Below are 26,632 nucleotides of genomic sequence, written 5' to 3'. Positions count from 1 at the left end.
CAGGTACGGAAGAGCCCCGGAGCGGTCCCTGACCCCGCTCCGGGGCTCTTCCCCGTACCGCCCGTCCTCAGCGCGGCGCCGGGAACCCGTACACCGTCGTCGACACGTACTCCTCGCCCGGCCGCAGCACCGTGCTCGGGAACTCCGGCCGGTTCGGGGAGTCGGGGAAGTGCTGGGTCTCCAGCGCGATCCCGGCGCACGGCCCGAACGGCTCCCCGTCGAAGTGGTCCGCCGTGTAGAGCTGGAGACCGGGCTCCGTGGTCGTGACGGTCAGCACGCGCCCCGACACCTCGTCGTACAGCTCGGCCACCGGACCCGCCACGCCCTCGTCCAGCACGTAGTTGTGGTCGTACCCCGCGGCCACCGGCCGCGGCTCCCGGAAGTCGAACCGGGTCCCGTCCACCGGCCGGAACTCACCCGTCGGCAGCGACTCGGCGTCGGCCGGAGTGATCCGCCCGGCCGCGATCCGCAGCCGCTGGCCGAGCGCGCTGCCGCTGTCGGCGCCCGCCAGGTTCCAGTACGTGTGGTTCGTCAGGTTCAGCACGGTCGGCGCGTCCGTCGTCGCCCGGTACGTGATCCGCAGCGCCCCGCCCTCGTCCAGCGTGTACGCCACCGCGACCTCGAGACGCCCCGGGAAGCCCTCCTCGCCGTCCGCGGAGACCAGGGACAGCTCCAGCCCGTCCGCGATCTCCCGGGCGTCCCACACGCGCTTGTCGAAGCCGCGGGCCCCGCCGTGCACGTGGTTGCGCCCCTCGTTGCGCGTCAGATGGCGGGTCCGTCCGTCGAGCTCGAAGGCCGCGCCGCCGATCCGGTTCGCGTACCGCCCGACCAGGGCGCCGAAATAGGGCCCGGTGTACTTCTGGTACGAGGCGAGGTCCGGCAGCCCGAGCGCCACACCGGTCCGCGCGCCGTCGCGGTCCGGCACCTCGACCGACTGCACGACGCCGCCGTACGTCAGCACACGTACCCGCGTGCTGTCCCGCTCCAGCGTCCAGCGGTGCACGGCCGTGCCGTCCCCGAGCGTGCCGAAGTCTTCCGCGCGCAGCGCCGTTCTCGAACCCGTGTCCATGATCACGAACTCTAGACCGGCCGGGGCTCACGCGGGGGGCCGGGCCGCCGTGACATTGCGGTACGCGATCTCGGCCAGCCGGGCCTGCCCGTTGCGCCCCGGGTGGAACCAGTCCCACTGGCTGAGCTGCTTGCCGGTGAACCGGTAGTCGAAGACCGCCCCGCCGTCGTAACGGCAGCGCGCGTCCTTCGCGCACACCTCGCGCAGCACCTCGTTGTACGCCACCACGCGCTCCTGCACCGCGGAGCGCCGTGTCACCGCGGCGGCGCTCATGTCGTCCGCGTCGGACAGCATCGACTTGCAGATCCCCAGCTTCCAGATCTGCTTGCCCAGCTGGTTGCCGCGCCCCGTCGACCAGAGCCGCTTCAGGTCCGGCACGCTCGACACGTACACCTGCGTCTTCGGCGCGGCGCCGCGCAACTGCCGCATCGAGGCCTCGAACGACGCACGGAAATCGGCCACCGGTGTCATGATCCGCACCGAGTCCCGGCAGGCGTCGTTGGCGCCGATCATCACCGTGACCAGATCGGGGTCCTCCTTCGCGGCCAGCGCCATCTGCTCCGGCAACTGGGCGATCCTGGCCCCCGTCTCCGCGTGGTTCCAGCTGCGGTCCGCCGCGCCGGAGGCGCCGAGCAGCCGCACCGCGAGGCTGTTCACCCTGCTGTCGGAGCCGGTCGACCAGGAGACCTCGGGGCAGTCCGCCAGCACCGAGCAGGCGTCGAACCCGCGGGTGATGGAGTCCCCGACCGCCGCGATCGATTTCGGGCTGCGGTCCCAGAGCGGGGCCGCCGCCGGGGAGGGGTGTCCGGCCGCCGCGCCCTTCGTCGTGCTGTCCGACCCGGAGTCACAGCCGGCCAGTACGGCCGTGCCGAGACACGACAACGCCGCCAGCGCGGCCAGTGCGGTGCGCGAGCGGTGCCGTACGGCGCGATCCGGCATTCCCTGGTCCCCTCCTGTCCATGCCCCCGGCAAACCCTCGTGGCACCGGTCGGCGGGCCCGCCCGCCGCGCCGGGTGAACGCGGCGCGAATCCTGGGCCCAGGACCGACGGTACGTCACCCCTCGGACGCCGCCGCACGGTAGCTTTTCCCCGTCGAACCAGTGGCTCCTTGAGCCGTCCGGCTCCACTCGGGTGGCTTCCGAACATCACATCACGTCACATACTGTCCCTTTTCCGGATATTAACGCCCGATGCTGTTTACTGATGACAACCTCGGGAAGCGGCCGGAAAGAGACGTTACGGGCGCGAGGCCGCTGGGGAAGGCGAACCTCGTCCCACACTGGAGGTCCCGGTGACGACACGTGGAGTTCTGTACGTTCACTCCGCACCGCGCGCGCTCTGCCCACATGTCGAATGGGCGGTGGCGGGTGTCCTCGGTGTGCGAGTCCAGCTCGACTGGATCAGACAGCCGGCCGCGCCCGGCACCTGGCGGTCCGAGTTCTCCTGGCAGGCCAGGCCGGGCACGGCCTCGAAGCTCGCCTCCGCGCTGCGCGGCTGGGATCTGCTGCGCTTCGAGGTGACGGCGGAGCCGTCGCCCACCGCGGAGGGCGAGCGCTACAGCTCCACGCCGGAGCTGGGCATCTTCCACGCGGTCACCGGCATGCACGGCGACATCCTGGTCCCCGAGGACCGGCTGCGGGCCGCGCTGGCGCGCTCTGTGCGCGGGGAGTCGGACCTCGAGGCGGAGATCGCCCAGCTCCTGGGCAAGCCGTGGGACGACGAACTGGAGCCCTTCCGCCACGCGGGCGAGGGCGCCCCGGTCCGCTGGCTCCACCAGGTGGTCTGACCCGGACCCCCGCGCCTCAGGCCCCTCCGGCGATTGAGGAGCGGGGGTCCGGGGGCGGAGCCCCCGAACAGCCCGCGCCACGGATGAAGCCCGCCTCCCCATGTGAGGGAAGCGGGCTTCACACGTACGGCGAGAAGAAGATCACACGCTACGGAACGCCAGCACCACGTTGTGCCCGCCGAACCCGAACGAGTTGTTGATCGCCGCGATCGACCCCTCCGGCAACGGCCGCGGAGCGTCCCGCACGATGTCCGCCTCGACCGCGTCGTCGAGGTTCTCGATGTTGATGGTCGGCGGAGCCAGCCGGTGGTGCAGCGCCAGGACCGTCGCGACGGTCTCGATGCCGCCCGCGCCACCGAGCAGGTGCCCCGTCATCGACTTCGTCGCGGAGATCGCGACATGGTCCAGGTCGTCGCCCAGGATCTTGCGCAGCGCCCTCAGCTCCGCGACGTCGCCCTGCGGCGTGGACGTCGCGTGCGCGTTCAGGTGCACGACCTCGGACGGCTTCAGGTCCGTCTGGTCCAGCAGGTTCTGCATCGCCGCGGCGATACCGCGCCCGGTCGGCTCGGGCTGCGCGATGTGGTGGGCGTCAGCGGACAGCCCCTGGCCCAGCACCTCGGCGTAGACCCGGGCGCCACGCGAGGCGGCGTGCTCCGCGGACTCCAGGACGACGACACCGGCGCCCTCGCCGAGGACGAAGCCATCACGGGCGGTGTCGTACGGACGCGAGGCCTTCTCGGGCTCGTCGTTGCTCTTGGACATCGCCATCATGTTGGCGAACGCGGCGATCGGCAGCGGGTGGATGGCCGCTTCCGTGCCACCGGCGAGGACCACATCGGCGCGGCCGGTGCGGATCATCTCGACGGCGTACCCGATCGCCTCCGCGCCCGACGCGCAGGCGGAGACCGGGGTGTGGACGCCCGCCTGGGCGTTCACCTCGATACCGACGTTGGCGGCCGGACCGTTGGGCATGAGCATGGGCACGGTGTGCGGGGAGACGCGGCGTACGCCCTTCTCCTTGAGCACGTCGTACTGGTCGAGCAGGGTGATCACGCCGCCGATACCGGAGGCGATGACCGAGCCCAGCCGCTCGGGCTGGATCTTGGCGTCCTCACCGGCCTTGCCGGTGAAACCCGCGTCCGCCCACGCCTCACGGGCCGCGATCAGCGCGAACTGCGCCGAGCGGTCCAGCTTGCGGGCGAGCGGGCGGGGCAGGACGTCGCCCGGGTCGACGGCCGCGAGGGCCGCGATCCGGACGGGCAGTTCGGCGAAACGTTCGCCCACGAGAGGCTTGACGCCGGAACGGCCGGCCATCAGACCTTCCCAGGTCGATGCGGAATCGCCACCCAGCGGAGTGGTTGCGCCGATACCGGTGACGACCACGGTGCGATTGGTCGAGTTCACTGGAAAATCTTCTCCACGTGTAGAGGGTCGTGAATCAGCGGCGCCACCGCCGGGTGGCGACACACGAACTGGATCAGGCCTGGTGCTTGAGGATGTAGTCAGCGGCGTCGCCGACCGTCTTGAGGTTCTTGACGTCCTCGTCCGGGATCTTGACCTCGAAGCGCTCCTCGGCGGCGACGACGACCTCGACCATGGACAGCGAGTCGACGTCCAGGTCGTCGGTGAAGGACTTGTCCAGCTGGACGTCCTCGACCGGGATACCGGCGATCTCATTGACGATCTCGGCGAGACCTTCGAGGATCTCTTCCTGCGTGGCGGCCATGTTGGCGCTCCTTCGGTGTATATCTGCTGGGTTCGGGTGTCCGGGCCGAAAAGACCCGGTGTGCCTAGGGGAGGGTAACGACCGTCGCGGCGTAGACGAGACCCGCCCCGAAGCCGATGACGAGCGCGGTGTCGCCGCTCTTCGCCTGACCGGTCGCCAGAAGCCGCTCCATAGCGAGCGGAATCGAGGCGGCGGAGGTGTTGCCGGTGGTCTCCACGTCACGGGCGACCGTGACGTGCTCCGGCAGCTTCAGGGTCTTCACCATCGAGTCGATGATCCGCATGTTTGCCTGGTGCGGAATGAAGACGTCCAGGTCTTCCGGGGCGATCCCGGCCGCGTCCAGCGCCTGCTGGGCGACCTTCGCCATCTCGAAGACGGCCCAGCGGAAGACCGCCTGGCCCTCCTGCGTGATGGCCGGGAACTTCTCCGGACGCTCGGCGTGGAAGGTGTCCCACGCCACGGTCTGCTTGATCGTGTCGGACTTGTCGCCCTCGGAGCCCCACACCGTGGGGCCGATGGCGGGCACCGCGGACGGGCCGACGATGACGGCACCTGCGCCGTCGCCGAACAGGAAGGCCGTCGCGCGGTCGCTCAGGTCGGTGAGGTCGCTCAGCCGCTCCACGCCGATCACGAGCACGTACTCCGCGGAGCCCTCGACGATCATGCCCTTGGCGAGCGTCAGACCGTAGCCGAAGCCCGCGCAGCCGGCCGAGATGTCGAAGGCGGCGGGCTTGCCCGCGCCGACCTTGTGGGCGATCTCGGTGGCGATGGCCGGGGTCTGCTTGAAGTGCGACACGGTGGAGACGATGACCGCGCCGATCTGCGACGGGGTGATCCCGGCATCGGCGATGGCCTTGCCGGACGCCTCGACGGACATCGCGGCCACGGTCTCCTCCTCGGAGGCCCAGTGGCGGGTGGCGATGCCGGACCGTGAGCGGATCCACTCGTCGGACGAGTCGATCGTTTCGAGGATCACCTCGTTCGGCACGACCCGGGTGGGGCGGTAGCCGCCGACACCCATGATCCGTGCGTACGGGGCGCCCTGGCTGGGCTTGATCTTCGACATGCTCTCGGGCTCCTTAGGCGCCCGCGTGCTCAGCGATGAGCGCGCGGGCCGCGTCGAGGTCGTCGGGGGTCTTGAGCGCGAGGGTCTGCACGCCGGGCAGCGCACGCTTGGCGAGGCCGGTGAGCGTGCCGCCGGGGCAGACCTCGATCAGTGCCGTGACGCCCAGTTCCTTGAAGGTCTCCATGCACAGGTCCCAGCGGACCGGGTTGGCGACCTGGCCGACCAGGCGGGAGATGACCTCCGCGCCGGTGGCGACGGCCTGCCCGTCGGCGTTCGAGACATATGTCACGGCCGGGTCGGAGACCTCCAGGGTCTCCGCGGCCTCGCGGAGCCGCTCGACCGCGGGAGCCATGTGGTGCGTGTGGAACGCGCCGGCGACCTTCAGGGGCACCACGCGGCGCACACCCTCGGGCTTGTCCTCGGCGAGCGCGGCGATCTGGGCGGCGGTGCCGGCGGCGACGATCTGACCGGCCCCGTTGACGTTCGCCGGGGTCAGGCCGAGCTTCTCCAGGTGCGCGATGGTGACCTCGGGGTCCCCGCCGAGCAGTGCCGCCATGCCGGTCTCCGTGACCGCCGCGGCCTCGGCCATGCCGAGCCCCCGGGTACGTACGAGACGGAGAGCGGCCTCGTCGCCGATGACTCCGGCGAACACGGCTGCGGTGATTTCACCAACGCTGTGACCTGCGACGGCGTTCGGTGAGGCGTCGAGTGCGGCAGCGGACAGCAGACCGGCGGCGACCAGCAGCGGCTGAGCCACCGCGGTGTCGCGGATCTCGTCCGCGTCGGCCTCTGTGCCGTAGTGGGCAAGGTCGAGCCCGATGGCGTCGGACCAGGCCGCGATGCGGTCGGTGGCACCGGGGAGGTCGAGCCAGGGAGTCAGGAAGCCGGGCGTCTGAGCGCCTTGGCCGGGAGCGACGAGTACGAGCACCCTCACACTCTCTCTTGTGAACGGTCCGGAACACCCGTGGGGACAGGGACGAAGAACCGTATGGGGAATTGTTGAAGTCCGACAAAAGTCTAGGACTGGAGATCTCTGTCGGCCAGACGCCCCAGGATGAGGGCGATCCGCAGCGTGAACGCCGAGCGGACATCCGAGGGCGACCAGCCGGTGACGTCTGTCACACGTCGGAGCCGGTAGCGCACGGTGTTGGGGTGGACGAAGAGCATCCTGGCGGCCCCTTCGAGGCTGCTCGCCTGTTCCAGATACACACTCAGCGTCTCCAGGAGGGCAGAACCCGCTTCTTCGAGCGGTCTGTAGATCTCCTCTACCAACTGGTCCCGCGCGGCCGGGTCTCCGGCCATCGCGCGCTCCGGCAGCAGATCGTCCGCGAGCACCGGCCGGGGGGCGTCCTGCCAGGCGCCGCACGCCTTGAGCCCGGCGGCCGCCGCCTGCGCGGACCGGGTGGCCGCCAGCAGGTCGGGCACCACGGGACCGGCGACGACCGGCCCTGCCGCGTACGGCCCGATCAGCGCCTTGGCGACCTGGAGCGGATTGTCGCTGCCGCCCGCGATGACGACGAGGCGGTTGCCGAGCACCCCGGTCAGCACCTGGAGCTTGGCGTGCCGGGCGGCCCGCCTGATCGCCTCCACGGTCAGTTCGCTGTCGCCGTCGGGAGCCGTCCCGAGCAGCACGCAGACGTGTTCGGGGGAGTTCCAGCCGAGAGCGGCGGCCCGGGACACGGCGCCCTCGTCGGCCTCCCCGGACAGCACCGCGTTCACCACGAGCGATTCGAGCCGGGCGTCCCAGGCGCCCCGCGCCTCCGCGGCCTGGGCGTACACCTGGGCGGTCGCGAACGCGATCTCCCGCGCGTAGACGAGCAGCGCCTCGCGCAGCACCGACTCGTCGCCGGGCGCGGCGACTTCGTCGATCGCGGCCTCCATGACCTCGATCGTCGTACGCACCATCTCGACGGTCTGCCGCAGCGTGATCGCCCGGGTCAGCTCGCGTGGAGCCGTACCGAAGACATCGGTCGAGATGGCCTGCGGGGTCTCCGGATGCCGGAACCACTCGGTGAACGCGGCGATACCGGCCTGGGCGACCAGGCCGATCCAGGACCGGTTCTCCGGTGGCATGGCCCGGTACCACGGCAGTGACTCGTCCATGCGGGCGATGGCGTTCGCGGCCAGCCGTCCGGAGGACTGTTCCAGCCGCTTCAGGGTCGCGGCATGGAGATGGGCGTCGTTCGCGGCGGACTGCTCAGGATCGGGTCGGGGCACGGACACAAGACTGCCCTATCCGGACGGCTGCCCGGAGGGGTGGGGCGGTCCGTGGGTCGTACCGCCGGGTAGTGGCCGGTGACCGGGGCCCCGGCCCGGCGGTGCGGGCTACCGTGGGGCGGGTGATTTCCGTACGTCGCTCGGGCGACCGCTTCAGGGGCGGGGACGAGGCGGCCGGCATCGAGTCCCGGCACTCCTTCTCCTTCGGCACCTTCTACGACCCGGACAACCTCCGCTTCGGCCCGGTCCTGGCCTGCAACGAGGAACGCCTCGCGCCCGGCGCGGGCTTCGACGAGCACCCGCACAGCCACACGGAGATCGTGACGTGGGTGGTGGAGGGGGAGCTGACCCACCGCGACTCCACCGGCCACGCCACGGTGGTCCGCGCCGGGGACGTCCAGCACCTGAGCGCGGCGGGCGGCGTCCGGCACGTCGAACGCAACGACGGGGACGCCCCGCTGACGTTCCTTCAGATGTGGCTCGCACCCCTGGAGCCGGGCGGCGAGCCCTCGTACACGACGGTCCCCGGCATCGCGGACTCCACCCCGTACGCCCTCCCGGAGGCGGGCGCGATGCTCCATGTGCGCCGGCTGGGGGAGGGCGAGCGCACGGCGGTGCCGGACGCGCCACGGGTGTACGCGCACGTGGTGCGGGGCGGGGCGCTGCTCGGTGACGAGGAACTGGCGGCGGGCGACGCGGTCAGGATCACCGGGGAATCGGGTCTTGAGCTGGTCGCGGTGGGGGCGGCGGCGGAAGTGCTGGTGTGGGAGTTCAGCGCCGCCTGAAGGACGGCCGAGGGCGCGGTGTCGCGATCGGCCCGACCACCGCGCGCGGACCGTTCATGCGAGCGCGATGCCGTTGACTCCGTCGAAGAGCAGATTCGGCCAGTAGCCCCAGGGCTCGGCCCACGCCACCGGGTCGATCCCGCCCAGCACGTCCCTGATGATCGTCTCCCAGACGCCGTCCATCCCGAGTCCGAGCCGCTTGCCCTCCGCCCCCGCGTGGGCCACCGCCCACATGGTGAAGGCGAGGGTGGAGAGGTCCGTGTTGCACGGGGTCAACTCGGCCTCGTACGGGTCCCACATCAGGACCAGACCCGTGCGACCGTCCACCACCAGGTCGATGTCCTCCAAGACGTACCCCAGCACGATCAGGTGCTCGGCGTCCGGTGGCGGACCGGGAAGGTCCTCATCGTCCTCGATCCGGTGTGCGGTGATCTCGGTGAGGGTCGGCAGCCGTTCCTCAGGGCCGGACATCTCCAGGTAGGCCCAGGCGTCGATGACCCCGGTCTCGCGGAGGAACCGCCTCGTCGGGCCGTGCACCAGCGCGTCGGGCAGCGACTCGTCCGGAAACCCCCAGTACTGGCCTTCGTAGTAGAGATCGAGCATCTCCCCCGTGACGCGTACGGCGAGCCCGTCCCCGGGGACGGCCGCGCGGCGCAGCTGCCACATCACGTACGCCGTCGTCCAGAAGGAGCCGCTCCTGGGGAGTTCCGGCTCGGTCTCCGCCAGCAGTTCCACCAGTTCGTCGGCGGTGTGCCGCGGTTCCCGGTCGTTCCGCAGGTTCTCGGCCAGGTGGGCGTCGCGGACCAGCGCGGACACGTCGACGCTCATCGGGTCCGGCTGACCTCCGCCGCTGTCTCTTTGGCTGGAGTACACGTGGCCGGTTTCGGGGTCGAGCAGGACCTGGCCGTGGTCGCCATAGGTGCCGATGCGGTGGAGTGCGGGCCAGGTGGTATCCGGCCCGCCCGGCTCGAACCGGATCAGGGCGGCAGTCCGGGGCAGCCCGATCTCGGCCAGGAAGCGCCGGGTGAGGTCATGTGTGATCCCCGGTGGCGTGTGGCGTTCCACTTCCGGGAACCAGTGGTTCATCTGGTCCGGCGTCACGTTGAAACGCAGCGTGGCGCGGTCCGTCGGTCCAGCCACGGCGCGGCCCCCTGTCATCCGGTCGTGCGACTCGTGCGAGACGCGTGAGGGTGCGGCGCGGGTCGCGCGATGCACGCGGCTCACGCGGTGCGGTCCGGGCCTTCGGCGAGGAGTGACGGCGCAGGCCCGGACGGTCCGCCGTCGCACAGGCTGTCGCCCGTCGGGCAGGCTAGCGTCACGCGCGGGTGTTCGTCGACTCGGCCTCGGCGCAGGCGACTTCGCACCATGGGCAGAGGCGAGGACACCGGGACCGACGCGGCCGTGCCGGTGTTTACCGCCCGGTCTCCCGACGCCACATCGACCACATCGGCGGCCCGGACCGGAACGCCATCTCCTCGTGGACGGCGAAGCCGTGCCGCTCGTAGAACGTCAGATTGCGGCGGTTGCTCGACTCCAGGAACACCGGCCGCCCGTCCGCGTCCGCCTGCGCCAGCAGCCCGCCCAGCACCTGCGAGCCGCGCCCCGTGCCGCGTGCGTCGGCGTGGGTGCCGATGTACTCGACGTACCAGTGCGCGGGGTCGGCCGGATGGCGGTGTTCCAGCGCGAGCAGCCGCAGTCCGGTCCTGGGCAGCTGGGCCCGCCCGGCGCGCAGCAGCGTGCCCGCGTTGCGGAGCAGGTAGCTCGCCGGGAGCTTCCAGTGTCCGGGCTCCGCCCACACCGCCGCCACCGTGCGGTCCGGGTCGGTCCACACCCGCCCCGCCGGGACCTGCTGGGCGAGGTGCGCGGTGAACAGGAGCCGCAGCCGCCGGTCCCGGTCGTGCGGCATCAGCCAGGACCAGACGGGGTCCTCGGCGTAGGCGCTGGCGAGTACGGCGGCGAGCGCCGGGACGTCGGAGGCGGCGGCGCGCACTATGTCGGTCATGGCCGGGGAGAGTATCGGCCATTCGTGATCGCCGACTACCCGGATGGCCGGGCCTGTTGGCATGTTGGCCCCGGGGGAGGCCCCCACCCGGTGGAACGGCGAGAGATCATCTGCCGGTGTCCCAGGAGTACGGCCACGGTTCGCCCGCCGTTCGCCCCGGCGGCCTAGTTTTCGCAGGCACGCGCCGACGTTCGTCCCTGAACCACTCTCCCCCGAACAGAGGTTCCCCCTGATGAATCCCCTCACCGAGAACACCGTGAGACCCGCCCAGGAATTCCGCATCAACCGGCGCCGGATGCTCCAGACGGCCGCTGTCGCCCTCGGTGCGATGGCTGTCGGCCCGGTGGCCGAAGCGGTCGGCGGGGCGGAGGCCAGTGCCGCCGAATACCACCTGCCCAAGGGCTTCAACGGTGACATCTCCGACCTGAGGCACGTGGTGATCCTGATGCAGGAGAACCGCTCCTTCGACCACTACCTCGGGCAGCTGCGCGGTGTGCGCGGGCACCACGACAAGCAGGTCCTGAGGTTCCAGGACGGCACCGACGTCTTCCAGCAGCGCGACGCCACCGGCGCCGTCGTGACGCCCGCCGCGTCCACCGCCACCTGGAGCGACAACCACAACTTCTACGGCGCCAACGGCGGGCGGTGGGACACCTGGGTGAAGGACAAGGGCGACCACTGCATGTGGTACTACACACCCGACTACATGCCGTGGATGTACTCGCTCGCCTCCCAGTACACCGTCTGCGACATGAACTTCTGTTCGCTGCACGGGCCGACCATCCCGAACCGCTACTACCTGATGACCGGTGCGGCGGGCGGCGAGACCAGCAACGCCAGGCAGAACGACTACAGCCGCAGCTGGACCACCGTCCCCGAGCAGCTCCAGCAGGCCGGCATCGACTGGCGGGTCTACTCCGACAACAGCGGCAACGGTGTCCGGGGCAGCCTCCAGAGCGGCTACGTCGGCGAGTACGGCTGCAACGTCACCAACAGCTTCGCCGCCTTCGACCCCCGCACGGCGGACCCGTCCGAACTCGAACCGGGCACCGGCAAGATCTGGAAGGCCAACTCCTTCGTCTACGAGGGCGCCACCACGCCCAACGACGACTCGGAGGCGAACCTCGACGCCGTGCTCCGCGACCTGATCGACGCCTGCGAGCCGGGGGCCGAGCACCCGCTGCCCGAGGTCTCCTGGGTCGTGATGCCCGCCGCGTGGAGCGAGCACCCGGGCTTCGACACGGTGCACGGCGAGCGCTACATGAACAAGGTCCTCAAGACGCTCCAGAGCAACGAGGACATCTGGAACCACACCCTGGTGATCATCACCTACGACGAGAACGACGGAAAGTTCGACCACGTCCTGCCCCCGCGCCCCGAGGCGGGCACACCCGGTGAGTACTCCGGCACCACTCCGTACGGGTTCGGCCCCCGCGTGCCGATGCTGCTGGTCTCGCCGTGGACACGGGGCGGCTACGTCGCGTCGGAGGTGTTCGACCACACCTCGACGGTGAAGTTCCTGGAGACCTGGGCCTCCCACCTCGGCAAGCCGTTCACCTGCCCGAACATCACCGAATGGCGCCGCTCCATCGCCGGTGACCTGACCAGCGCGATCGACTTCGCGCACCCGCGGCCGGGCCCGGTCGTCATCGCCGACCCGGTCACCGGGACCCCGCCGAAGCCGTCCCGGGACCGGATGAAGCCGCGCGGCCTCTCCTTCCACCCGCACGCCACCGTCACCGAGAACCGCTCCACCGGCACGGTGACCGCGTCCATGACGCTGGCCGGCGGTCCGGCGGACAAGGCGGTGAGCCTCCAGGTCTTCCCCGACCGGTACCTCGCCTTCGACAACACCCCGTACACGGTGACGGCCGCGACCCCCCGTTCGTACACCTGGGACACGGCGAAGACCGACGGCAACTACGCCTTCTCCGTCTACGGGCCCGACGGCTTCCTCCGCTCCTTCGCCGGACAGCTGACCCCCGAGCACGAGAGCACGAAGCACATCGGCGTTCCGCGCGTCGAGGCGGAGCTGGTCAGGGGCAGGCGCGCCGTGGTCAGGCTGCGGCTGCACAACGACGGCAGACAACCCGTCCGCTACACCCTGACGGCCAACGACTACGTCGGCGGCACCCGTAAGTACACCGTCCCCGGCGGCCACTCCACCGTCGTGCACTGGCCCACCGAGGACGGCTACTACGACGTGGTCCTCACCGCCGCCAACACCGGCACCGGCTGGACCCAGCGGTACGCCGGCCGGGTGTCGACGGTCTGAGCGGACAGCAGGGGCCCGGGGCGACCACTGGCCGTCCCGAGCCCCTGCGTCGTACGCGCTTCTGAGGCCTCAGAGCCCGGCCACGAAGCCGCGCCAGGCGTCGGCCCCGATGACGAGGACGGGCCCGGCCGGGTTCTTGCTGTCGCGGACGGGCACGGAGGCGGCGCAGCCGTCGGCCACCTCGACGCACTCGCCGCCAGAGCTTCCGCTGTACGACGACTTACGCCAGGCGGCGCCGCCGGCCACGGTGCACTCGACGCAGTCGCCGCCAGAGCTTCCGCTGTAGCTGGACTTACGCCACTGCGTGCTCTTCAGGTCGGGGCCGGTCTCCATAACGCTCCTTCATCACGCGGGCGATCAGAGCCGCCGACTCCTCGACGGAGAGGGCGGCAGCCTGCAAATGAGCGTATCGGAGCGAGGCTTCCCTGACCATGTCGGGACTGGCCGTCATATGGCCGGAGATGATGTCCTCGGTATAGACGATGTCCGGGTCGTCATCGAAGCGCAGAAGGTTGAACGACCCTTCGAGGCTTGCGTGTTCGCCTGCGACGAAGGGCAGCACCTGAATGCGCATCCACCGGTTGTTGGTGAAATCCAACAGGCGGGCCAGTTGCGCGCGCATGACGTCATGGCCGCCGATCAGCCGGTGCAGCACGGCCTCGTCCAGGACGGCCCAGGCCAGCGGCGGCCGGTCGCGTTCCAGGATGCGCTGGCGCTCCATCCGAGCGGCCAGCACGCTCTCCAGATCGTCCGGCATACCCGTCGCCAGCACCGCCCGCGCGTAGTCCTCCGTCTGCAACAGCCCGTAGACCAACTGCGCCTGGTACGTGGAGATGTACGCGGCGCGGGCCTCCATGTCGGCGTACGGCTGGAACCAGGTCGGCAGTTGGCTGCGCAGGACCAGGCCCATCAGCCGGGAGAACACCCCGCCCGTTCCGAGGGCGGCGTCCACGCGCTCCGAGAAGTCGCGGGTGGGGATCTTCTTCGTCGTCTCGATCTGGCCGATCAGCGAGCCCGTGCAGAAGATGATCTCGCCCAACTGGTGCTGTTTCAGGCCGTGGGCCTCGCGCTGGCGGCGTAGTTCCCAGCCGTAGTAGTCCAGGGGGGACGCGCTGGGGTCGAGTGACTGGATGTTGGCCACGGCGGGGGACCTCCGGTGTGCAGGCGCGATGCGCAACGCCTCGCGGCGTTCGGTTCCGTAGGTAGCCGAGCGTAGTCACTTGCTCGCAGGATGGTGACATGAATCACGTAATTTCCCCCCGGGGTGAGTCCGAAGAGCCTGTGTACCGGGCCGACTTCGCCATGGGTGAGCACTCGGCCCGGCACCTGCGGCGCATTCTGCGGCTCTACCTCAACGGGTGGGGGCTTGCGGGAGTGGCCGATGCCGCCGAGCTCGCGTTCACGGAACTGATCGCCAACGTCGTGCGGCATGTGCCCGGTCGCCGCTGCCAGACGTTCATCTTCCGGCTCCCGGACGGCGAGGGCGTCCGCGTCGAGGTGGCGGACGGCTGCCCGAAGGTGCCTCGCGTCGTCGAGGGCGGTGTGCTCGACGAGGGCGGGCGCGGGCTGGTCCTGGTGGATGCCGTCACGGACAAGTGGGGCGTGGAGGTGCGCCGCGACGGCGGCGGCAAGACGGTGTGGTTCGAGTGCCTGGCCGCCGCGTCGGGGATCGGGCCCGGCCCGGTTACGCCGCCAGCTCGGCCAGGACCGCGTCCGTGAACGGCGTCCAGACCTCGGCGGCCCAGGGGCCGAAGGCGCGGTCGGTGAGCGCCACGCAGGCCGCGCCGGCGACCGGGTCGATCCACAGGAACGTGCCGGACTGGCCGAAGTGCCCGAAGGTCGCGGGGGAGGACGTCGCGCCGGTCCAGTGCGGGGACTTGGAGTCCCGGATCTCGAAGCCGAGGCCCCAGTCGTTGGGGTTCTGGTGGCCGTAGCCGGGCAGGACGCCCTTCAGCCCGGGGTGGACGACGCTCTGCGCCTCCAGCACCGTGCGCGGGTCGAGGAGGCGCGGGGCCTGGACCTCGGCCGCGAACCGCACCAGGTCGTCGACGGTGGAGACGCCGTCGCGGGCCGGTGAGCCGTCCATCGTGGTCGCGGTCATCCCGAGCGGCTCCAGGACCGCCTGGCGGAGGTACTCCGGGAACGGGATGCCGCTCGCCTTGGCGATGTGGTCGCCGAGCACCTCGAAGCCCGCGTTGGAGTACAGCCGCCGGGTGCCGGGCGGGGCCGTCACCCGGTGCTCGTCGAAGGCGAGGCCGCTGGTGTGGGCGAGCAGGTGCCGGACCGTGGAACCCTCGGGCCCGGCCGGCTCGTCGAGCTCGACCGCGCCCTCCTCGTACGCCACCAGCGCCGCGTAGGCGGCGAGCGGCTTGGTGACGGAGGCGAGCGGGAAGCGGTGCGCGGTCGGACCGTGCCTGCCGACGACGGTGCCGTCCGCTCGTACGACGGCTGCTGCCGCGGTGGGGACGGGCCAGTTCTCGATCATCGCCAGGCTCTGCATACGTACGAGGTTAATGCCCGTCACGGCGTGGCCCTTCCGGCGTGTTCACATCGCGCGCAGGCCCCGGTCGGCGAAGGTGATCAGCCACTCGAAGCTCTCGTCGACGTCGGTGCTCCACTGGAAGCCGTTGGCCGCCTGCAGTGTGGCGAAGCCGTGGCAGAGGCTGCGGAGCATGCGCAGGGCGTGGTCCACGTCGGGCTCCCCGATGTCGTAGCCGTGCAGGATCGCCCTGAAGGCGTCGAGCGACCGCCGGCCCGCGGTGGCCAGCGGGTCGTCCGGGCCGGACGGTTCCACGCCGATCGTCGCGGCGTACCGGCCGGGGTGCTCCAGGACGAAGGCCCGGAAGGCGCGCGCCGCGGCCGCCAGGGCGTCGCGGCCCGCGTACCCCTGGACCGCGCTGCCGACGGCGTCGGCGGTCTCGCTCAACGCCAGGGCCGCGATGCGCCGGACGAGGTCGTCCTGACCGCCCACGTGCTTGTACAGGGACGGGGTGCGCACGCCCACCCGCTCGGCCAGCAGGGCCATCGTCAGGTGGGAGAGGCCCACCTCGTCGGCGAGGGCGGCACCGGCGGTGACCACGGCCGCCGGGTCCAGGCCCGCCCTAGGCACGGGCGGCCGCCGACCGGACGAAGGCGAGCACGAGCGAGACCACCTGGTCGGGGAACTGGTCGTGCGGGTAGTGCCCGGCGCCCTCGATCATCTCCAGCTTGCCGAGGCCGGACGGCAGGGCGTCGACGACCGCCGCACCCTCGGCGTGCGGATCGGCCCAGTCGGGGTCGAGCGTGCCCATCACGACCAGGACCGGGCAGCGGACGTTGCCGAGCTGTGCACCGGCGTCGGTCGGGGCGCCACGGCCCATGCCCTGCAGCGCCTTCATCCGGCCCGGCTCGCGCAGCAGGGAGTCGATGCGGCCGAGCCGCTCGGTCCAGTCGGCCGGCTTCACACCGGGGTAGGCCACGTCGAGGTAGGAGCGCCAGAGCCGCAGACTGCCGAACATGTTCGCGCCGAGCAGCCGCAGCATGCCCCGCCGGAAGCGCTTCACGCGCAGGTCACCGAGGCGGACCGACTGCTTGCGGGTGAACGGTGCCAGCTCGACGACCGCGGTGATCAGGGCGGGCTCCCGTGCCGCGGCGATGGTGGCGGCGCCACCGGAGATCGAATGGCCGACGAGCACGGCGGGGCCGCCCAGGTGGCGGATCAGGGCGAGCAGGTCGCCCGCGAGGGCGGTGCGGCTCCAGTCGGGCCAGTCGGTGCTGGACTCGCCGCAGCCGCGCAGATCGACCGCGGCGACCCGGTGGCCCGCGGCCACCAGCGGGGGGATCGCGGCACGGTACGCGGCGCGGCTGTCGCCCATGCCGTGCGCGAGAACGATCAGCGGACCGGACCCCGCCACCTCGTATGCGAGCGTGCCGCCGTCGACGGCGAGGTACTCGGTCATGGCATCCTCCGTACATCCCTCATGGCTAATGCTCTTAGCTAAAAGCTATCTTCGTTAGCTTTGGTCGTCAAGCGGCCGGCTCCGCGGATTCCCGGGCCCTGCCCGGCGCCGACCGAAAAAGGATCCCGGTGACGCTTGCTTCGAGTGCACTCCAAGGTTCTAGCGTGGAGGCATGACGGTGATGGAGACCACTTCGGCTTCGACGAGGACCGATATCTGCGCATCGGCCCCCAAGGCGCATCCGCGCCCCGAGGGGCAGGACCAGTACACGATCAGCGAGGTGGTCGCCTTCACCGGGCTCACCGCGCACACGCTGCGCTGGTACGAGCGGATCGGGCTGATGCCGCACGTCGACCGTTCGCACACCGGTCAGCGCCGCTTCACCAACCGCGACCTGGACTGGCTGGCCTTCGTCGGCAAGCTGCGGCTGACCGGGATGCCGGTCGCCCACATGGTCCGCTACGCGGAGCTGCTGCGCGAGGGCGACGACACCTTCGAGGAACGCCAGGAACTGCTGGAGGCGACCCGCCGCGACGTGAGGACGCGGATCGCGGAGCTCCACGACACCCTGGCCGTCCTCGACCACAAGATCGACTTCTACGCGAGCGCCCGACGGGCGCCGGAGAGGCCCAGTACCTGATGACTGACAACAAGATCGCCACCGTGGAGCTCGGCGAGGGTGGCCCCCGGATCGGCGTCCAGGGCCTCGGCTGCATGGGCATGAGCGAGTTCTACGGGGACACCGACCAAGTCTCCGCACGCGAGACGCTGGAGACGGCCCTCGCCGCGGGCGTCACGCTCTTCGACACCGCGGACGTCTACGGCAGCGGCGCCAACGAGACGTTCATCGCGCCGTTCGTCGGTGCGCACCGGGACGAGATCACCCTCGCCACGAAGTTCGCCATCGTGCGCCGGGACGACGACCCGCACTACCGGGGCATCCGGAACGACCCCGCGTACATCCGGCAGGCCGTCGAGAACAGCCTGCGCCGGCTGAACACCGATGTCATCGACCTCTACTACATGCACCGCCGCGACCCCGCCGTGCCGCTGGCCGAGTCCGTCGGCGCGATGGCAGAGCTGGTGCGGCAGGGCAAGGTCAAGCAGCTCGGGCTGAGCGAGGTGACCGGTGCGGAGCTGCGCGAGGCGCACGCCGTGCACCCGATCGCCGCCCTCCAGTCCGAGTGGTCGCTCTTCAGCCGCGACGTCGAGCTCAGCGCGGCGCCCGCCGCCGCGGAGCTCGGAGTGACCCTCGTGCCGTACTCGCCGCTCGGCCGGGGCTTCCTGACCGGGGCGTTCGCGGACGCCGGCAAGGACCTGGCGAAGAACGACTTCCGGCAGTTCCAGCCCCGCTTCACCGGCGACAACGCGAAGACGAACGCCGCGCTGCTGGAGCCGGTCCACAAGATCGCCGCCGCCCACGGGGCGACCGCCGCGCAGGTGGCGCTGGCCTGGGTGCACCAGCGCGCCCAGGTGCACGGCCTGACCGTGGTGCCGATCCCGGGCACCCGCAGGAGCAGCCGCCTGCTGGAGAACCTCGGCGCCACCCGGATCACCCTGACGCCCGAGGAGCTCGCCCTGCTGGAGCCGATCGCCGGCCAGGTCGCGGGGGACCGCTACCCCGACATGAGCTCGACCTCGACCGCACGCGAGTAGCCCGGTGCGCCTGCCCGGTGCGCCCGCCCGCGTGGCGGACGCACCGGGCAGCCGTGTGCGGCGGGATCAGTCGGGCAGCCGCTCCAGGAGCCAGGTGCACAGCTCTTCGGTCATGACCGTGTGCCCGGTCGTCGTGGACGAGCAGAGGAACTCGTCCACCTCGCTCTCCTCCACTTCGAGTTTGTCGATGTTCACGTACAGGTCGTCCTGCTTCTCGACGTCACGGATCGCGACCGCGCTGACCGAGGGGACGAAGCACACGCTCTCGTGCCGGAGGTCCACCTTGGCGCCGGCCTTCTTCATGGCGTCGGCAAGGATCTTGTACGTGTGCAGGGTTCCGCCCGGCGCACCGTCCACCTCCGGGAAGCCGTTGGTGGTGATGGTCCGCTCGGCCTTGGGGAACCTGCGGTTCAGCTGGGCGGACGTCACGCCGTTGCCCTCGGCCTGGGTGTAGAAGGTGGTGCCCGGGTAGATCCGGTCGATCTTCAGCGCGATGTCGCCGGGCGTCACCTCCGGCAGGCCGACCCCGTCGGCACGGCCGTTGGCCACGGCCAGCGTCCTCGGGATCCGCGGCCAGCCGCCGACCTGCTCCAGGGCGGCCAGGAACTCCGTGCGCTCCGGGGCGACTTCGATCTTGCCGCTGTTCGGGTCGTAGTGCCGCCACAGCATCTGGCGCGCGGCCGGGCTGTCCATCTGCTTCGCGAAGGCGTTGGCGAACGGGATGAAGTAGGAGAACGCCTGCACCCCGACCGGGATGGACGCTCCCCGGTGCGGGCTGTCGTAGGAGAAGTACAGCGCGGTCCGGTGGTCCACGTGCTGCGCCTCAAGCTTGGCGAGCGCGTAGCGGGTGACGATGCCGCCCATGCTGAAACCGCCGACGACCAGCGGGGCGTCGCCCGTCTGCTCGGCGACGGCCCGCAGGATGGCGGCCGTGGCCGCCTCCGCGTTGTCCAGGATCGACGCGCTGCGCTCGTCGAAGCCGAGGAGGATGACGTCCCTGCCGCGTCGGCGCAGCTCGCTGACGAACGCGAAGTCGCCGCCCTCCAGCCCCTGGTAGAGCGTGTCGAGCTTGCTCCGGCCGAGACTGAACCCGTCGGCCATGATCACGGGCCGGACGAGACCGCCGTTGTTGCCCTCCCCGGGGAACACCCAGGCGAAGCCGTTCGGCAGGGTCCATTCGGCGTGCTCGGGGACCTCGACGGGCTCGGCGGTTTCGGCGGTCAGGTGACCGTCGAGGGAGAACGAACCGACGTCGGGCTCGGTCGTGTCGGACATGACTGCACTCCTCGAAGGAAGGGGCGGGACTGCGTCATCATGGGGGGCGATTCGGGCGGGATGCCCTTCTCGGATGCATGGTTCACCTCATGTGGTGGATCATGGACGGGAGAGGTTTGGGCGCCCCGCACCGCGCGATCCAGCACCGCCCGCCCTCACGCCAACCCCAGCGCGAACACCGCGAACCCCGCCGCGAGCACCCCCGCCAGCGCCCGCCGCGCGTTCGCGGCCCGCGTCCCCGCCTGCCACGGCGCCTCGAACCTCCGCGCGTACCGCGCGATCAGCACCAGCAGCCCCGCGAACACCGGCATCCACGCGACCCGCGCCAGGACCCGGCCGACCGTGTCCGGACCGGTCGTCAGCCCCGGCACCGCCCCGGCGAACGACGCCGGTACCGCGGCCGCCAGCATCGCCGTCTGGTGCCAGCAAAGGATCGTCATCGCCGACAGGTTGATCACGACGACCGGCGCCCACACCAGCGGCCTGCGCAGCAGCCGTCCGATACGGTCGCGCAGCAGGATCGCCGCACCGCTCTGCGCGGCGGCCAGCGCGAGGACCGGCAACGACGGCGGATGCGAGTTGGTGCGCGCCTCGCCCGGCACCCCGACCGTCGACGCCGGGTAGTGGAAGAACAGCAGCAGCGCGGCGAACAGCACACCGCCACCGACGAGCAGCGCGGCGGCGCCCCGCTTCCCGACCCGGCCCATGCCCCAGGACACGCCGAGCTGGTACGCGAAGAGCCAGCCCGGCAGGATGTTCAGCAGACTCAGCCAGGACGGCATGGCGTCGGCCATCGGCCCGTAGCGCAGCAGGTCGACCACCGCGACCGCGCCGAGCAGCGGTGCCGCGGCCCAGCCGCCGCATCTCCTCGCCATGCGCACGCAGTACGGGGTCAGCGCGGGACCACCGTGCAGGGGATCGGCCGAGATATGGCCGAAAGGGATAGCAAGGCCTCTTGATGGCTGTTCGTTAGGGGATCCCCGACCGGACAGTCGCGATCTTGGAACTGTGCGATGGGCGACCTGCGGTGACGGTGTCTCAGAACTCTTCTCCGTCTCCCGGTCGACGGTGTGCCGGGTCCTGGAGCGCGGGGGAAGTCGGGAGCCTCAAGTGCCTTGCCGCCGCACCCAGTTATTTGACCGAACGTTCTAGATGCGCCTATGGTCTTCGACGTGGCCAGGACCAAGGAATTCGATCCGGACGCTGTGCTGCAATCGGCCCTCGAGCTGTTCTGGCGGCGCGGCTACGAAGCGACATCAGTGGCGGACCTCGTTGAGCGCCTCGGCATCGGCCGCGCCAGCATCTACGCGACCTTCGGCAGCAAGCATGAGCTGTATCTGAAGGCCATGGACCGGTACGCCGAGATGCGCGACCCGCTTCTCCTGGCCGAGCTGTCTCAGCCGGGCCCCGCACTGCCTGCGGTGCGGGCGGTGGTGCGCCGCTTCGCCGCGGAAGCCGCCTCCCCGGAAGGGCGGCTGAACGGCTGCTTCGTCACCAATACCGCGGCCGAGCTGGCCCCGCACGACCCTGCGGCGGCCCGCCGGGTCGAGATCAGCTGGGAGCACGTCGAAACCCCACTGCACTCCGCGCTCGTACGGGCCCAGGCCCAGGGCGAGCTTCCCGAGGACCGCGATCCGCGCGCGCTGGCCCGCATGCTGCTCGTCCTGCTGCAGGGCGTACGGATCGTCGGCAAGGCGTCGAACGATCCCGCCCGGGTGCGGGACGCGGCCGAGCAGGCGCTGGCCCTGCTGGACTGAATCACACTCACCGGAGCCACCGGGCTCCCTTCCGCGCGCCCGAATAATGAACCGATCGGTCAAATATCAGGGGGAAGACATGACCGCTACAGGCGCGGCCCGCGTCGCCACCATGCGGCAGCGATGCGCCTTCGCCCTCCTCGGCAGCGTCCAGACCACGCTGATCTTCACGCTCGCCGCGATCGCTGTACCGCTGCCCCGCATCGGGCGCGAATTCGACCTGGAGCGCGCCGACTTGATCCTGCTTAGCGCCGCCTACGGACTGACCTTCGCCGGGCTGGTGCTCTTCGGCGGACGCCTCGCCGACCGCTACGGCGGGCGGCGCGCCCTCACCTCGGGCCTTGTCCTCTTCGCCGCCGCCTCGGCCGCCGCCCCGCTCGCCCCCGGCATCGGGGCACTGCTCGCGGCGCGCTTCGCACAGGGAGCAGGCGCGGCTCTCGTCGCGCCGGCCGCCATGGCCGTGCTGCGCGCCGTCTTCCCCTCCCCCGCCGCGTACGGCAGGGCGATGGCCACCTGGGGCGGGCTCTCGGTACTCGGCGCGACCGCGGGCAATCTGCTCTCCGGCGTCATCTCAGCGCTGCTTTCCTGGCGTTGGACCTTCGCCGTACCACTCGTGGTGGCAATCGCAGCCCTCGCCCTCACGCCCCGGCTGCTGCCGGACACCGCACCGAACCGGGGCAGGACTCTCGACCTGCCGGGTGCTCTGCTCGCCACCGCCGGGATCACCCTCGCCGGTTACGGGCTCGTCGTCACCGACGCCCGCCCCTGGTCGTCGGCTGGCGTGCTCGTGCCGCTGCTTGGCGGGACCGCGCTGCTGGCCGCGTTCTGGTACGCCGAGGGCAGCGCCTGCGACCCGCTGCTGCCGCCCCGCTTCCTGCTCGACCGGCGGCGGGCCCTCGCCCTCACGGCCATCGCACTGAGCGCCTGCGGGACCGCGATGACCTTCGTGGTTCTCTCACTCCACCTCCAGCAGGCGCGCGACTGGTCACAGTTGCAGACCTCGGCCGCCTTCGTGCCGTTCGCCATCGCGCTGATCGCCTCGGGCCGGGCGGCAGGACCGCTCATCGGCCGGTACGGGGCCGGAGCCGTCACGGCCGCCGGGCTGGGCACGGGCGCGGCCGGGCTCGTCCTGCTCGCGTTCACTGGGCTCGATGCGCACACCTGGTACGCGTATGGACTGCTGCCGGGCCTTGTGCTGCTGCCGGCCGGCACCGCGGCCTCCTTCGCGGGAGCCGCCGTGCTCGCCACCGAAGGTGTACCGCAGCAGCAGACCGGGCTCGCGGGTGGCGTGCTGAACACTGCGATGGAATTCGGCCCGACCGTCCTCTTCGCTGTCCTGCTCACGCTCGGCAGCGACGCCTCGTCCCTGGCCGCGACGGGGGCCGCCCTCGCCGTCGTGGCCCTCCTGAACCACCGCACCAAGTAATCCATCACTCAAAGGAGTCACCGAAATGAACCGCTTCACCGGCAAGACCGTCCTCGTCACCGGCGCAGGCTCCGGCCTCGGCCGCGCGATCGCGCTCGCCTTCGCCGCCGAGGGCGCATCCGTAGTCGCCGCGGGCCGCACCGCGGCCTTCCTGGACGAGACGGTCGGTCTCATCGAGGCCACCAGCGGCACGGCCACCGCCGTCACCGCCGATGTCACCGACTCCGGCCAGCTCCAGAACCTGGTACGCGCGAGCGTTACCCGCTTCGGTGGACTGGACATCGCGGTCAACAACGCCGGGATACTCCGCGGCACCGTAGCCGTCGGAGAGGTGAGCGAGGAGGACTGGGACGCGGTGCTGCGGACCAATGTCACCGGCGTCTGGCTGGCCATGAAGCACGAGATCGCCCACATGAAGGAGAACGGTGGCGGCGCCATCGTCAACATCTCCTCCAACCTGGGCGCACACCTGCGGATCCCGAACGCCGCCGCGTACATCACCTCCAAGGCAGCGGTCTCCGCGCTGACCCGCGCCGCCGCTCTCGACCACATCCACCAGGGCATCCGCATCAACGCGGTCAGCCCCGGCGCCTCCGCCGCTCCCATGTCGCTGAGGCCCGGCGAGACCGAGGCCGACCGTGCTGAACGGGTGAAGACAGAAAACCCGCTCGGCCGGGTCGCGGAGGCCGAAGAAGTGGCGGCCGCGGTGCTCTACCTCGCCTCGCCCGCGGCCGGCGCGGTAGTAGGCACCGACCTGGTCATCGACAGTGGATCCTCGGCCTGACGGCTCGTAGGCTTCGGCGACACCCTTCCCCAGCAAGGAACTCCGCCACGACGGGCTGAACGCGAGCCACATCCCGACCAGAGCGGCCGCACTGCGGTGCCGCCGACGCCAACAGCGGCATCTGCGGAGTACACGAACTGGCCCGTCGTGGCCCCCGAATGGTCCTCGCCTGCCGCAGCGAGGCCCGTGGCAAGGAAGCCGAGGCACGGTTGAAGGGCGGAATCCCGGAGGTCTCCAAGGCGCACTTCGTGCCTCTCGACCTCACCGCACGGACCTGCGTACCGGACTTCGGCGGCCTTGATGCTGCCGGACACTCGACGACGGTCACGGTCCATGACTGACACGGGGCATTCATGCCGCGGTCGGCTCGGGCTCCTCCGCGTCGAAGTCGACCTCCAGGTGCGGGTCGAACGCGTCAGGGCGCACGGTCAGCTCGGTGGTGCCGTGATGGGCGTCCACCGCCTCGATGTCGGCGAACTCCTCCGCGAACGAACCGGGGGCCAGCACCGCCTTCTGCGCCATCGCCAGAGCGACGGCCCGCTGGGCGGCCAGTGCCCGCGCCGCCTTGCGGCGGGCCTTCTTCCCCGCCGGGAACGCCGCCGGGGCCCCGTCCGGGCCGCGCGGGACAAGGTCGGCGGGGTCGATCCGCTCCAGCACCGTGCGGTAGGTGCCGATCATCCGCTCCACCAGCGCCTGCTGCTGCTTGCGGATCTCCTCCAGCTCGTCCTTCGCGTTCTTCAGCTTGGCGGCCACCCGCCGGCAGAACATCTCCGCCAGGTCGTCCCGGGCCCGTCGGCGGGCCGTGTGCACCAGGCAGACCAGCAGCGCGGTGCGCTTGCCCCTCTCGTAGTCCCGCAGCTCCGCCGCGTCCAAAGCGCCGGCCTCGGCGGCGAAGCCGGCGATCTTCCCGGGGCGATGCCCGCCAGCCACGCGTCAGTGTCCCCGAGCCCGTCCACCCACTGAAGCTGCCTGTGCTGTTCCTTCAGATGGCTCCAGCTCGGCCGCTTCGCGGGCTTCTTCAGCCGGTTCAGCCCGCCCACATCCAGCATCCCCTGGAGGCAGGCCCGGTCCTGAAGGGGCATCCGGGACCTGACGGCGTGGAAGATGTCCTCGTTCACCTCCCGGCGGATGCGGGCAGCCATCTCGTCCAGCGTGCGGAACGCCGGCAGCTCACAGGTGGCCCGGACCAACTCCTCCAGCCCCACGTTGATCAGGTCCGGCGGGTGGGCCCGCCCCGCACGTGCTCCACCACTGCCTCGGGGACCTCGTCCGCCTTCGGGAAGTAGCCCAGCTTCTGGTAGCACTTCAGCGCCGAGCCAGGGCGAGCAGATGTTCATCCGACCGGGTCCGCTCCCGCACCCTCGATCACTTCTGGGCGGGACCGTATCAGGATGATCACCAGCCGATACGACAGCCCTGGAGAACCTCCGTACACACCGACCGCGCAGCCAGGCCCCGGTCGTGGACTTCCTCCGGCGGTACGAGAGCACCGAGGCGTACCCGCTGACCAGGAAGAACACGCCCAGCATCTGGAGCACCCAGCTGAACGGGGCGAGGCCCCCGAAGGCCGAGAGCGGGCTCGCGTGGCGCGGGGCGCCGCCGTCGTCGAGGCGGAACCCGCCGAGCAGCCAGTGCCCGGTCGGCACGGCGAGCAGGGCGAGGGCGCGCAGCCCGTCGACGGCACGGTCACGGTGGGCGGGTGTCGACGCGGTCGGCCAGGGTGTGCGGGCTCATCGCGCATCCCCTTCCGCGTACGTGCCGTCCGCGATGGCGGCGAAGGCACGCAGGGACTCGGTGCCGGGGGCGAAGTAGCCGGTGTGCCCGTGGGCGTCGTCGGCGGGCACCCGGCGGGCGCCGAACGCGGGGGAGGCCGGGTCGGCGCCGTGGCCCAGCCCGGCGAACTCGACGTTCGGCACGTGGTCGATCCAGTCGCCGGGGTCCTTGGCGGCCCAGACCCGGGCATCGGTGCGCAGGGCGCGGACGTTGTCGGCGCGCATCCCCGGCGATCCGAGGACGACCAGGTCCGTGGCGCGCAGCCGGGGTGCGGCGAGTCCGCAGACGACGGAGCCGTAGCTGTGGCAGAACACGGCGGGCGTGGGCACACCGTCGGCGGCCAGCCCGTCGTCGAACCGGGTCAGCCGGTCGGCCCCGGCCTCCGCGAGCGAGCCCGTCGCCGCGTCCACGCCGACGCCGACGGGGGTGGTGTATCCGGCCCAGGCGATCACGGCGCTGCCCCGGCCGGTCTGCGCGTAGAGGGACTTGGCCATGCCGGCCGGGGTGCCGTACACATCGGTGCGGCGGTCGAAGGTCCCGGCGTCGATGTCCGAACCCGGCACCACGACGGACACGTGCCGCGCGGCCCTCAAGTCACCGAACACCTCAGCCACTTGGCCCCGGCCGCGCGGGTCGAACGCGAGGATCTGCCGCGGCGGGTCCGCGGCGAGTCCGGCGTACCGGGGATCGTGACTCGCCTTCAGCGCAAGGGCGTTGGCCCGGTAGCGCAGCTCGACCGGTGCGCCGTCGAGGTTCCCGACGACGAGCGGATGCCGCGTGACCAGCGTCTGTTGGTCCTCGCCGGACAACCCCGGAAGAATCGGCTCACTTCGAAGGGCGTGTCCCGCTCCGGATCGGGCAGCTCGCGCCCCAGCACGTGGTCCGCCCGCCAGGCGGCGGTGCCGGGCGGCGGCCCGGTCAACGCCTGCTGGGCGTTCCCCGAGGCCCAGCCGGCCGTCCCGGCCACCACGGTGGTCGCCAGTGCGACCGCGACCAAGGTCCTTGCGTAACGGCGCATGTGACCGTGACCCTCCCTCTCCGGCCGAGCCGGATCCCGTCACGTCGTTCGGCGTGACGGGGAGGAAGGTAGGAAGACG

At 71.1% G+C, this 26,632-nt stretch carries 27 protein-coding genes and 3 pseudogenes; 11 read left to right on the top strand and 19 right to left on the bottom strand.

Annotated features, from left to right (window positions below):
- Window positions 1-67: 67 nt before the first annotated feature.
- The gene (locus ACIQM0_RS01280) at window positions 68-1,069 is read right to left on the bottom strand and encodes an aldose epimerase family protein (RefSeq protein WP_401282188.1); all 1,002 of its coding nucleotides are present in this window, start codon (window positions 1,067-1,069) and stop codon (window positions 68-70) included.
- Window positions 1,070-1,096: 27 nt separating this feature from the next.
- Entirely contained in the window at window positions 1,097-2,008 is a 912-nt protein-coding gene (locus ACIQM0_RS01275) for an SGNH/GDSL hydrolase family protein (RefSeq protein WP_401282185.1), read from the bottom strand.
- A gap of 352 nt (window positions 2,009-2,360) precedes the next feature.
- Between ACIQM0_RS01275 and ACIQM0_RS01270 the strand changes: the two genes are divergently transcribed.
- Window positions 2,361-2,855: a DUF3145 domain-containing protein gene (locus ACIQM0_RS01270; RefSeq protein ID WP_401282182.1), complete on the top strand. Its 495-nt coding sequence runs from the start codon at window positions 2,361-2,363 to the stop codon at window positions 2,853-2,855.
- A 141-nt stretch (window positions 2,856-2,996) separates the two neighbouring features.
- Here ACIQM0_RS01270 and fabF read toward each other — a convergent pair whose 3' ends face one another.
- From fabF to ACIQM0_RS01245, 5 genes are all read right to left on the bottom strand, one after another.
- Window positions 2,997-4,259, bottom strand: a complete 1,263-nt coding sequence (gene fabF, locus ACIQM0_RS01265; protein ID WP_363030768.1) for a beta-ketoacyl-ACP synthase II — start codon at window positions 4,257-4,259, stop codon at window positions 2,997-2,999.
- Window positions 4,260-4,332: 73 nt separating this feature from the next.
- Window positions 4,333-4,581 (bottom strand): acyl carrier protein, encoded by a 249-nt coding sequence (locus ACIQM0_RS01260; protein WP_362958562.1) that lies wholly within the window; start codon window positions 4,579-4,581, stop codon window positions 4,333-4,335.
- Window positions 4,582-4,645: 64 nt separating this feature from the next.
- Window positions 4,646-5,647 (bottom strand): ketoacyl-ACP synthase III, encoded by a 1,002-nt coding sequence (locus ACIQM0_RS01255; RefSeq protein ID WP_401282179.1) that lies wholly within the window; start codon window positions 5,645-5,647, stop codon window positions 4,646-4,648.
- A 13-nt stretch (window positions 5,648-5,660) separates the two neighbouring features.
- A complete protein-coding gene (locus ACIQM0_RS01250) occupies window positions 5,661-6,575 on the bottom strand; it encodes an ACP S-malonyltransferase (RefSeq protein WP_401282176.1) in 915 nt (304 codons plus the stop codon).
- Between the two features lie 89 nt (window positions 6,576-6,664).
- On the bottom strand, window positions 6,665-7,864 hold the full coding sequence (locus ACIQM0_RS01245; protein WP_363030765.1) for a helix-turn-helix domain-containing protein: 1,200 nt from the start codon (window positions 7,862-7,864) through the stop codon (window positions 6,665-6,667).
- A 122-nt stretch (window positions 7,865-7,986) separates the two neighbouring features.
- Here ACIQM0_RS01245 and ACIQM0_RS01240 point away from each other — a divergent pair, with 122 nt between their 5' ends.
- Window positions 7,987-8,649 carry a pirin family protein gene (locus ACIQM0_RS01240; RefSeq protein ID WP_401282173.1) on the top strand — a complete coding sequence of 221 codons (663 nt, stop codon included), beginning with the start codon at window positions 7,987-7,989 and terminating at the stop codon, window positions 8,647-8,649.
- A 54-nt stretch (window positions 8,650-8,703) separates the two neighbouring features.
- Here ACIQM0_RS01240 and ACIQM0_RS01235 read toward each other — a convergent pair whose 3' ends face one another.
- Complete coding sequence (locus ACIQM0_RS01235) at window positions 8,704-9,789, bottom strand: SUKH-4 family immunity protein (RefSeq protein WP_401282170.1); 1,086 nt, start codon at window positions 9,787-9,789, stop codon at window positions 8,704-8,706.
- A 271-nt stretch (window positions 9,790-10,060) separates the two neighbouring features.
- A complete protein-coding gene (locus ACIQM0_RS01230; RefSeq protein ID WP_401282167.1) occupies window positions 10,061-10,651 on the bottom strand; it encodes a GNAT family N-acetyltransferase in 591 nt (196 codons plus the stop codon).
- Between the two features lie 232 nt (window positions 10,652-10,883).
- On the opposite strand from ACIQM0_RS01230, the gene ACIQM0_RS01225 reads away from it, so the two are divergent.
- The gene (locus ACIQM0_RS01225) at window positions 10,884-12,926 is read left to right on the top strand and encodes an alkaline phosphatase family protein (protein ID WP_401282164.1); all 2,043 of its coding nucleotides are present in this window, start codon (window positions 10,884-10,886) and stop codon (window positions 12,924-12,926) included.
- Between the two features lie 69 nt (window positions 12,927-12,995).
- On the opposite strand, the gene ACIQM0_RS01220 is transcribed toward ACIQM0_RS01225, so the two are convergent.
- Window positions 12,996-13,259 (bottom strand): DUF397 domain-containing protein, encoded by a 264-nt coding sequence (locus ACIQM0_RS01220; RefSeq protein WP_401282161.1) that lies wholly within the window; start codon window positions 13,257-13,259, stop codon window positions 12,996-12,998.
- Window positions 13,219-14,067, bottom strand: a complete 849-nt coding sequence (locus ACIQM0_RS01215; RefSeq protein WP_401282158.1) for a helix-turn-helix transcriptional regulator — start codon at window positions 14,065-14,067, stop codon at window positions 13,219-13,221. Before ACIQM0_RS01215 ends, ACIQM0_RS01220 begins: the two co-directional genes overlap by 41 nt.
- 98 nt (window positions 14,068-14,165) lie before the next feature.
- Between ACIQM0_RS01215 and ACIQM0_RS01210 the strand changes: the two genes are divergently transcribed.
- On the top strand, window positions 14,166-14,645 hold the full coding sequence (locus tag ACIQM0_RS01210; RefSeq protein ID WP_401282155.1) for an ATP-binding protein: 480 nt from the start codon (window positions 14,166-14,168) through the stop codon (window positions 14,643-14,645).
- Here the strand turns inward: ACIQM0_RS01210 and ACIQM0_RS01205 are convergent.
- From ACIQM0_RS01205 to ACIQM0_RS01195, 3 genes are read right to left on the bottom strand one after another with little or no spacing between them, the layout of a single operon-like run.
- Entirely contained in the window at window positions 14,611-15,426 is an 816-nt protein-coding gene (locus ACIQM0_RS01205; protein ID WP_401282153.1) for a serine hydrolase domain-containing protein, read from the bottom strand. The genes ACIQM0_RS01210 and ACIQM0_RS01205 overlap by 35 nt on opposite strands.
- Before the next feature lie 45 nt (window positions 15,427-15,471).
- Window positions 15,472-16,005, bottom strand: a complete 534-nt coding sequence (locus ACIQM0_RS01200) for a TetR/AcrR family transcriptional regulator (RefSeq protein WP_401283356.1) — start codon at window positions 16,003-16,005, stop codon at window positions 15,472-15,474.
- A 22-nt stretch (window positions 16,006-16,027) separates the two neighbouring features.
- The gene (locus ACIQM0_RS01195) at window positions 16,028-16,864 is read right to left on the bottom strand and encodes an alpha/beta fold hydrolase (RefSeq protein WP_401282150.1); all 837 of its coding nucleotides are present in this window, start codon (window positions 16,862-16,864) and stop codon (window positions 16,028-16,030) included.
- 172 nt (window positions 16,865-17,036) lie between these two features.
- Here ACIQM0_RS01195 and ACIQM0_RS01190 point away from each other — a divergent pair, with 172 nt between their 5' ends.
- Together ACIQM0_RS01190 and ACIQM0_RS01185 are read left to right on the top strand one after the other, a co-directional pair.
- Window positions 17,037-17,504 (top strand): MerR family transcriptional regulator, encoded by a 468-nt coding sequence (locus tag ACIQM0_RS01190; protein ID WP_363030756.1) that lies wholly within the window; start codon window positions 17,037-17,039, stop codon window positions 17,502-17,504.
- Complete coding sequence (locus ACIQM0_RS01185) at window positions 17,504-18,520, top strand: aldo/keto reductase (RefSeq protein ID WP_401282147.1); 1,017 nt, start codon at window positions 17,504-17,506, stop codon at window positions 18,518-18,520. The genes ACIQM0_RS01190 and ACIQM0_RS01185 overlap by 1 nt, the downstream gene beginning before the upstream one ends.
- A 66-nt stretch (window positions 18,521-18,586) precedes the next feature.
- On the opposite strand, the gene ACIQM0_RS01180 is transcribed toward ACIQM0_RS01185, so the two are convergent.
- Together ACIQM0_RS01180 and ACIQM0_RS01175 are read right to left on the bottom strand one after the other, a co-directional pair.
- On the bottom strand, window positions 18,587-19,795 hold the full coding sequence (locus tag ACIQM0_RS01180; protein ID WP_401282144.1) for an esterase/lipase family protein: 1,209 nt from the start codon (window positions 19,793-19,795) through the stop codon (window positions 18,587-18,589).
- Window positions 19,796-19,950: 155 nt separating this feature from the next.
- Window positions 19,951-20,694 (bottom strand): annotated as a pseudogene (locus ACIQM0_RS01175) (acyltransferase); the annotation flags it as partial.
- 273 nt (window positions 20,695-20,967) lie between these two features.
- On the opposite strand from ACIQM0_RS01175, the gene ACIQM0_RS01170 reads away from it, so the two are divergent.
- The 4 genes from ACIQM0_RS01170 (at window position 20,968) to ACIQM0_RS01155 (ending at window position 24,103) form a co-directional block, all read left to right on the top strand.
- A complete protein-coding gene (locus ACIQM0_RS01170) occupies window positions 20,968-21,552 on the top strand; it encodes a TetR/AcrR family transcriptional regulator (RefSeq protein ID WP_401282141.1) in 585 nt (194 codons plus the stop codon).
- A 79-nt stretch (window positions 21,553-21,631) separates the two neighbouring features.
- The gene (locus ACIQM0_RS01165) at window positions 21,632-22,978 is read left to right on the top strand and encodes an MFS transporter (RefSeq protein WP_401282138.1); all 1,347 of its coding nucleotides are present in this window, start codon (window positions 21,632-21,634) and stop codon (window positions 22,976-22,978) included.
- A 25-nt stretch (window positions 22,979-23,003) separates the two neighbouring features.
- Complete coding sequence (locus ACIQM0_RS01160; protein WP_401282135.1) at window positions 23,004-23,762, top strand: SDR family NAD(P)-dependent oxidoreductase; 759 nt, start codon at window positions 23,004-23,006, stop codon at window positions 23,760-23,762.
- Window positions 23,763-23,920: 158 nt separating this feature from the next.
- Window positions 23,921-24,103 (top strand): hypothetical protein, encoded by a 183-nt coding sequence (locus ACIQM0_RS01155; protein ID WP_401282132.1) that lies wholly within the window; start codon window positions 23,921-23,923, stop codon window positions 24,101-24,103.
- A gap of 10 nt (window positions 24,104-24,113) precedes the next feature.
- Here the strand turns inward: ACIQM0_RS01155 and ACIQM0_RS01150 are convergent, their stop codons facing one another.
- The 3 genes and pseudogenes from ACIQM0_RS01150 to ACIQM0_RS01140 all read right to left on the bottom strand — a co-directional run bounded on the left by ACIQM0_RS01150 (window position 24,114) and on the right by ACIQM0_RS01140 (window position 26,457).
- Window positions 24,114-24,692 carry a hypothetical protein gene (locus ACIQM0_RS01150; RefSeq protein ID WP_401282129.1) on the bottom strand — a complete coding sequence of 193 codons (579 nt, stop codon included), beginning with the start codon at window positions 24,690-24,692 and terminating at the stop codon, window positions 24,114-24,116.
- Between the two features lie 497 nt (window positions 24,693-25,189).
- Window positions 25,190-25,471, bottom strand: a pseudogene (locus tag ACIQM0_RS01145) (acyltransferase family protein); the annotation flags it as partial.
- A gap of 21 nt (window positions 25,472-25,492) precedes the next feature.
- Window positions 25,493-26,457: pseudogene (locus tag ACIQM0_RS01140) on the bottom strand (alpha/beta hydrolase).
- Here ACIQM0_RS01140 and ACIQM0_RS01135 point away from each other — a divergent pair.
- Entirely contained in the window at window positions 26,375-26,545 is a 171-nt protein-coding gene (locus tag ACIQM0_RS01135) for a hypothetical protein (RefSeq protein WP_401283420.1), read from the top strand. The pseudogene ACIQM0_RS01140 and the gene ACIQM0_RS01135 sit on opposite strands and share 83 nt — an antisense overlap.
- Window positions 26,546-26,632: the final 87 nt, after the last annotated feature.

The organism is Streptomyces sp. NPDC091387, assembly GCF_044756945.1.
Classification (GTDB): domain Bacteria; phylum Actinomycetota; class Actinomycetes; order Streptomycetales; family Streptomycetaceae; genus Streptomyces.
This window is presented reverse-complemented; position numbering and strand designations above follow the sequence as displayed.

What these genes read in the sequence shown, in the direction of transcription:
- ACIQM0_RS01280 (WP_401282188.1), bottom strand. Translation starts at nt 1,069, where the DNA reads ATGGACACGGGTTCGAGAACGGCGCTGCGCGCGGAAGACTTCGGCACG.
- ACIQM0_RS01275 (WP_401282185.1), bottom strand. Translation starts at nt 2,008, where the DNA reads ATGCCGGATCGCGCCGTACGGCACCGCTCGCGCACCGCACTGGCCGCG.
- ACIQM0_RS01260 (WP_362958562.1), bottom strand. Translation starts at nt 4,581, where the DNA reads ATGGCCGCCACGCAGGAAGAGATCCTCGAAGGTCTCGCCGAGATCGTC.
- ACIQM0_RS01255 (WP_401282179.1), bottom strand. Translation starts at nt 5,647, where the DNA reads ATGTCGAAGATCAAGCCCAGCCAGGGCGCCCCGTACGCACGGATCATG.
- ACIQM0_RS01230 (WP_401282167.1), bottom strand. Translation starts at nt 10,651, where the DNA reads ATGACCGACATAGTGCGCGCCGCCGCCTCCGACGTCCCGGCGCTCGCC.
- ACIQM0_RS01225 (WP_401282164.1), top strand. Translation starts at nt 10,884, where the DNA reads ATGAATCCCCTCACCGAGAACACCGTGAGACCCGCCCAGGAATTCCGC.
- ACIQM0_RS01220 (WP_401282161.1), bottom strand. Translation starts at nt 13,259, where the DNA reads ATGGAGACCGGCCCCGACCTGAAGAGCACGCAGTGGCGTAAGTCCAGC.
- ACIQM0_RS01210 (WP_401282155.1), top strand. Translation starts at nt 14,166, where the DNA reads ATGAATCACGTAATTTCCCCCCGGGGTGAGTCCGAAGAGCCTGTGTAC.
- ACIQM0_RS01205 (WP_401282153.1), bottom strand. Translation starts at nt 15,426, where the DNA reads ATGCAGAGCCTGGCGATGATCGAGAACTGGCCCGTCCCCACCGCGGCA.
- ACIQM0_RS01195 (WP_401282150.1), bottom strand. Translation starts at nt 16,864, where the DNA reads ATGACCGAGTACCTCGCCGTCGACGGCGGCACGCTCGCATACGAGGTG.
- ACIQM0_RS01190 (WP_363030756.1), top strand. Translation starts at nt 17,037, where the DNA reads ATGACGGTGATGGAGACCACTTCGGCTTCGACGAGGACCGATATCTGC.
- ACIQM0_RS01185 (WP_401282147.1), top strand. Translation starts at nt 17,504, where the DNA reads ATGACTGACAACAAGATCGCCACCGTGGAGCTCGGCGAGGGTGGCCCC.
- ACIQM0_RS01180 (WP_401282144.1), bottom strand. Translation starts at nt 19,795, where the DNA reads ATGTCCGACACGACCGAGCCCGACGTCGGTTCGTTCTCCCTCGACGGT.
- ACIQM0_RS01165 (WP_401282138.1), top strand. Translation starts at nt 21,632, where the DNA reads ATGACCGCTACAGGCGCGGCCCGCGTCGCCACCATGCGGCAGCGATGC.
- ACIQM0_RS01160 (WP_401282135.1), top strand. Translation starts at nt 23,004, where the DNA reads ATGAACCGCTTCACCGGCAAGACCGTCCTCGTCACCGGCGCAGGCTCC.
- ACIQM0_RS01155 (WP_401282132.1), top strand. Translation starts at nt 23,921, where the DNA reads ATGGTCCTCGCCTGCCGCAGCGAGGCCCGTGGCAAGGAAGCCGAGGCA.